We start from the raw sequence: 6,159 nt of genomic DNA, 5'->3' as shown, positions 1-6,159 counted from the left end.
TCTGCGACCCCATAGGGAAGCCCACTCTGGTACTGTTTGTTAAAAATACTCAATCTTGAAATTTTACCATAGTACAAACCTAAAGGGCGGCCCCGTCTCTTTGGGCGACGATTAAACGGGAAATGTTAGAAAAAGGCAGTTTTGATAGTTTGGAAGATGCTCAAACAGAACTGTTTGACTATATTGAAGTCTATTATAATCGTATTCGCCGACATTCGGCTTTGGGCTATGAAAGTCCCGAAAAATTTGAACAAATTTACAACCAAAATGAATTATTAATCCTGCAAAGTAAACTGTCCGTCTAAAATGGACCACCTCAGAAGAGCTAAAAGGAGACCTGAATCCCTTGATTGAATTTGAAGAAGTAGAACTAAGAGGTCGGAGCTATTTTGATAAACTTTATCAATTGATTCACCGCAAAGAATTTATCAAGATTAGGTATCAAGGGTTTGAAATGGCAGAAGCCGAAACCAAGGTGGTTATGCCTTTACAGTTGCGGGAACATAATAACCGCTGGTACTTGGTGGGTTGGGCACAAGGAAATAACCAAAGTGTGTTTCTCCAGGTATTCCCCATTGACCGAATGTTAAATCAACCTTTTGTGACCCAAGAACAATTTAAACATCCTAATAAGGCTGATTTGAATGCCCATTTCAAAAATATGGTGGGGGTAACCAAAAAAGGTAAACCCAGAAAAGTGAAGCTAAAATTTCACGATTCAGTACGAGAAAGATATGCCCTCACCAAAAAAATCCATCCAACGCAAGAAGCTTCTATTGATCCCCAAGATGGAAAAACGGTTTTGGAACTTCGGGTGATTTGTAACAATGAGCTAATTACAAAAATCTTAGAATATGGTAGCGCCATTGAAGTACTGGAACCAGCCTCTCTTCGTAATAAAGTGGCTGGGATTCTTAAAGCTGCACTGCAATATTATGTGTAAAACGGGCTTACGTATCATTACGAATCATTATGTTTCATTACGTATCATCACATTTTTTAATGTACCCTGATAATGTCAATAAAGGCATTTATCTCCAAAGAAACCATATCAAAATCCATGGAAAATCAGCCTGAACCTCATGGGTTTGTGGGTATTTACTTGATTGATATATACCTAGTGTATATCGCGGTAATTTCGGTTATTTCCAGTATAATGCTCTATAAACCGTTTTTATGACTTTTTTTGAAAATGGTAATGGTATATTCATTGAGCTTGCTAATCAGAGAGTTATACGTTTTTGAAAATCATATACGTCCTGTATATAACCAAAGTATTACCAATGTAATGGCAATGTATTACCATGTGATTACCAGTATAGGCTTGTATGCAAATATGAAAATTTGTAAAAAAATGGCTAATTTTTAGTCTAAAAAATATGTCGAATATTGGCCATAAAACCCCTTTTGTTCATAACCATTTAGAAGGAGCCATATTGAAAAACGGCGATTCTAGCGTTTTGGAGGGGGTATTTTGCAGAACCGACGTTTAGATAAACCAATATGGCTTGGCGGTTTTTATTAGTTATTATCTTTGGATGTTTTGTGGTAGGCACTAATTTTTACACCTCGATGGCGTAGGTATTTGTAGAGGGTCATTTTGGAAACCCCGATTTCTTGGGCAATGGCGTTGACCCCGAGTTTACCTTCTTTGTAATAGGCTTCGGCTAAGATGGCTTTATTGATTGCTTCCTTGGTCATACCCGCTCGACGTCCACCTTTTCTTCCTCTGGCCCTAGCTGCTTCTAAGCCTGACTTAGTACGTTCGCGGATGAGGTCCCGTTCAAACTCAGCAAAACTGGCTGAGATATTAAAAAACAACCTCCCCTGGGGAGTCGTGGTATCAATGGCGTCGTTGATGGAAAATAAGCCAACCCCTTTTTGGTTGAGCAAGGCAACGACGTCGAGTAAGTGCTTTAGCGAGCGCCCGAGTCGGTCGAGTTTATAAACGACGACGACATCACCCGTGCGAACAAAGTCAAGCATTTTCAAAAGTTCAGGGCGATCCGACTTGGCTCCTGAAGCCGTTTCGGTGAATACATGTTCACAGCCAGCTTTGGCGAGAGCATCGGTTTGTAAATCGAGGGATTGGTCTTTGGTACTGACGCGGGCGTAACCAATTTTCATAGATTGTATAGTTAATATGGATAAAATTTAAAATTAACTATACTTTGATAAATAGACAATAACTATTGACTTTTTGGGGCAAAAAAGGGCATTTGACCTAGAAGCCAACGAAATGGGGAAAGAGTATATTTAAACGGGGGTTTGTTTGGACACAGGTTTATTGTAAAACTACCGAAATCTCTTTCCAATTGGAATTCATTCCATCTTTAAATAAAGCACGAATGGAATAACGATAGGTTTTTCCCGTTGCCACATTGTCATCATAAATAGAACGGGTAGAGCCATCCGTAATTTTCCAACTACTCAACTGACTTGAAGCGCCTTCTGCTTTCAAAATTTCAAATTCAACCACGTTGGCGACGTCGTATGTCCATCGAAGTTCAATTTGTTTAAAAATAGTATCGGCTTTTGAGGTAAATATGTCTAATCGGGGTTTACCAACAGCAACGCTTAGGAGTTCAACATCAATGCTATCGGTTGACATATTGTTGGTGGAGTCAATCGCCTGTACATAGTAAGTATATATCCCAACATTCAACGCAGTATCAGCGTAAGTTTGGGGGCTACTCGCTTTGGGCCAACTTTTTAACAGGGTAGGCGATGCCACCGTATTTTTTGTTTTTCGACTCAGTTTGTAGGTCGCGACATCGGTGCTAATGCTACTTATCCAATCCAGCTGAATGGTTCGATTACTGATGGAAAATCCTTTGAATAGGGGTCGTGCAGGCGGTCGCTGATCAGGTTTGCGAATCGAAATTTTAGGAGATAGTGCAGAATGATTATAACGCTTATCAATCGCTAAAATAGAATAGTAGGCGCGGGGGTTATCAAGTTTGACAAGGGTATCAATAAAAGTGGTAACATTTACCAATGAATCTGCAATGAGTGTGGGCTCTTCATCGGCTAAGTTTGACCTAAACAGTTTATACCCCAATAAATCGACTTCGCTGTTGGCCACCCAAGTTAGTTTTACTCCCTTAGTAGCTGCTTGCCAGGTGGCGGTTAAGCCTGTGGGTACTTGGGGAGGGGTTTCATCTATTGTTTCAAGAAAAACGGGAATGGAATTGAGGCTATCATTTGATGTACTAACTGCTGTTACCACATAATAGCCCGAGGTAGTTACGTTTGATAAGGAAAATTGACGATTTGACACTGACAAAAGAGAAGTACCACTGATGATACTAAAATTCGCTAAATCAGTGGTTCGACGAACTACAAAGCCTTTGATGAGCGAATTAGCGTTGGCTATAATGGTGTCAGAAGGAAATACCCAACGAAAATAAGCTTGATTGGTGGTCGAAATACTTGAGCTGTCAATGCGTGGATAAAGTTTTAGAGGAGTAGCCTTTCCCATACCAGAGACAACGCCTGAATTGACTTCTTCATCAAAAGGGGTACGCCCTACGATTCTGAAAAACCTTGTTACGCCATTGGTATCGAGTGTTGTATTAAAATAGAGAGAGTCAGTCAGGTCACTAAATGAAAAAATGGGTTTGGTCGTTACCCGAGAAAACCCCGCAGTAGAAGAAGTCGTAGATTTTTCGACATGGTAGTTAGAATACGCTTTTTGGAAGGCCAATTGGGTAGTGGCAAGATTACGCCAACGCCATTTGAGGGTTACTTTTTTGTCACCAAACGTGGCCAACGGAGCCGCAGGAGCCTGTTGTCCTACGATAGCTGCTAGAATCCGTAACTGATGCGATCGGGTTGCGGTATCGGCATTGGTCGTTCCTGCTTCGCGAATACGGTAATCGTAGTTGCTATTTTCGACCGCCGTGGAGTCAATCCAGCCAAGCCCAGCCAAACGCGAGGCTTTAAAACTCATTTCTGCGCCTAAGGCCGTGAGGCTGTATCGCTGAGGACGTTCCTGTGCGTTTGCGGCTTGGATTTCGATGGTTTGTCCATTTATGGTTCCTGGAGATGAATCAATAACATCGTACAGTGCTCCATAAAGTAAATCACATACTTCGGACTCGAATCCCATGGTGGTGCTTCGAGCACAATTTCCGAGGGCAACGGTATCGGGTAGAATAGTGATGCTTCGTTCGATAGTCCCAGTAGCTACATTTCGCCTTTCAATCACATAGCCATTGCGATTTTTGAAGCGTTCCCAAGCGTTCAAATAATAGTTAGTGGCAGAACTATTGGCCGTAAGAGTATCTCCAACAGGTAACCAACGCAAGGCAACAACTGTTTTTGGAGAACCATTGACGGTGATTTGAATACTCTTGGCCATTAAAGATACCGTTTTGGCAGTAGTTTGGGCCTGGAGTTGCCCAGCGAGCAACCCAGTTAAAACACTCAGCAAAAGGAGCGTACGACGTATTGGTTGATATAAAAAAGTTGATGTTCTCATGTACTCCTGAATTATATTCCTTGGCATGGTGTACCCAATTTGACATTAAAATTAAACTTGTCTTTTACAAGCCCTCCTAATACAGAATAGCGCCCGCCTACACTACCACTAAACCAGGCAGGATTGGGAAAGCCTCCCTGCATTAGTCCTGCTACACCCGCATTAAAAATGGTAAATGTTCGACGACCAACCCGCAATCCAATCTCTCCTTGTACATAGGCATAAAATTGTCCCACAGCATATACTCCGTTCGATCCAGCATCATATCCGCACGTAAATGAATTGTATTTTCGTGCCAAGAAATCTACCCCTGCCCCTACGCCAAATTGCCCATAAAGAGCCGCAAATTGGAGTGGCCCAGTGCTTACGTTAATGTCAAGTCCCATCGCAAAGCCTTTGCCATCAAGGATTTGCTGGGCGTCTGAGGCAGGTCGAGTAAGACTGCTAGTCGGAACTTGAATGAGTTGTGTCACTTGAACAGGCGGAGCAGGAAGCTGATTTGGAACGCCATGTCCGACCATAAGGTACATCCCTGTGCGAGCAACGACAGGACCAAAGCCAACCATTACCCCAAGTTTATCAGTGGGTTTACCGACGTGAATGTACCATTTTTGAGCATCAAAATGGAGTTCTACGCGCCCAATACGCCCATAAGGGCCAATGCCTCGCATCACTGAACCGATATTGGCGTAGGCTTCGGCTTCCCCGTGAAGTTCGCCTTTATCTAAGTTCCAAACCAATCCTACCCAAAAAGCAATTGCTCCTGCGGGTCTTGAATTAACGGTATTAGAATCAATCGAACTTGCTTTTCGCAACATTTCGGGTTGCGAAATGGGCTTATCCGAGTTTTCATTGCTGGTTTTTGCAACGTTTTTGAAGTTTTTGGTAAGTTGGGCGGTATTAGAGGCAATGTCGGGGTTGCTTACCATTAACTCACCATGCCCGTAGAAGCCGATAGTACTGATTCCATAATTACGATTAAGCACTATCTCAAAACCTACTCTACCTCGAAACGCATTTTCTGAGTTTTTCACTTTCAATAAAACGGCCGCTCGGAAACCTAAACCAACGGTTTTATCATATCTGTAAGGAATCCCCGTATTAGGGCCGTCACAATCGCGGGAAGTAGCTGCGGTGCCTCCCGTTCCAATAGGGCGAAACTTACTGTATAGCCCGCCCGCAAAACCATCTAATACCAATGGCCCTGCGATGGGGATTTCTAGCCCAGAAGCTAGCCCATCAACGTACCAGTAGCGTTCTTGATCCACAAAATTGTATCCAAAAACTGCCCGTGCACATACAAGAATTTCCTTGTTAGGTGGCTTAATTTTGAGCTTTATCGCCCCCTTAAAACCACGCTCTGTCTCGTCTTCGTAAAGCTGAATACGTCCTTGCAGTTCAAAGGCAGATACACTAGCATCAAGAGCGATGTCTATAGGACGACGAATGCCGACGAATTTCCACGTACCATTTACTTCTTGTGCTTCTAAAGTTAAAAAGGCTCGACCATTAAAGCCTTTCCCTTCTCCGCTTTTCATTAAATTGACACTGATGCCAAGGCCAATCAAAATCGAGTTATTTTCGGTCTTGGCGGAGAGTTCTTCCAGAACAACAGGGAAATTGGCCATATTACTTCCGCTTCGTTCGTAGGCCAACATGCCAAACGAGAGGCGGGG

General features: G+C 42.7%; 4 protein-coding genes and 1 pseudogene. 2 read left to right on the top strand and 3 right to left on the bottom strand.

Going from position 1 to position 6,159, the window contains the following annotated elements; genetic code table 11:
- Positions 1-107: 107 nt before the first annotated feature.
- Both K339_RS0109640 and K339_RS0109635 read left to right on the top strand, forming a co-directional pair.
- A pseudogene (locus tag K339_RS0109640) lies at positions 108-305 on the top strand (IS3 family transposase); the annotation flags it as partial.
- Between the two features lie 41 nt (positions 306-346).
- Positions 347-943 carry a helix-turn-helix transcriptional regulator gene (locus tag K339_RS0109635; protein ID WP_169731841.1) on the top strand — a complete coding sequence of 199 codons (597 nt, stop codon included), beginning with the start codon at positions 347-349 and terminating at the stop codon, positions 941-943.
- 578 nt (positions 944-1,521) lie between these two features.
- On the opposite strand, the gene K339_RS0109615 is transcribed toward K339_RS0109635, so the two are convergent.
- From K339_RS0109615 to K339_RS37495, 3 genes are all read right to left on the bottom strand, one after another.
- On the bottom strand, positions 1,522-2,127 hold the full coding sequence (locus K339_RS0109615) for a recombinase family protein (protein ID WP_028523400.1): 606 nt from the start codon (positions 2,125-2,127) through the stop codon (positions 1,522-1,524).
- 157 nt (positions 2,128-2,284) lie between these two features.
- Positions 2,285-4,363, bottom strand: a complete 2,079-nt coding sequence (locus K339_RS0109610; protein WP_169731840.1) for a fibronectin type III domain-containing protein — start codon at positions 4,361-4,363, stop codon at positions 2,285-2,287.
- A 131-nt stretch (positions 4,364-4,494) separates the two neighbouring features.
- Positions 4,495-6,159: hypothetical protein (locus tag K339_RS37495; protein ID WP_028523398.1), on the bottom strand; the 1,665-nt coding region annotated here is incomplete at its 5' end.

Origin of the sequence: Runella limosa DSM 17973, from assembly GCF_000482465.1 — a bacterium.
Classification (GTDB): domain Bacteria; phylum Bacteroidota; class Bacteroidia; order Cytophagales; family Spirosomataceae; genus Runella; species Runella limosa.
Note: the sequence above shows the minus strand (reverse complement) of the source record. Positions and strands in the feature narration are given on the sequence as shown.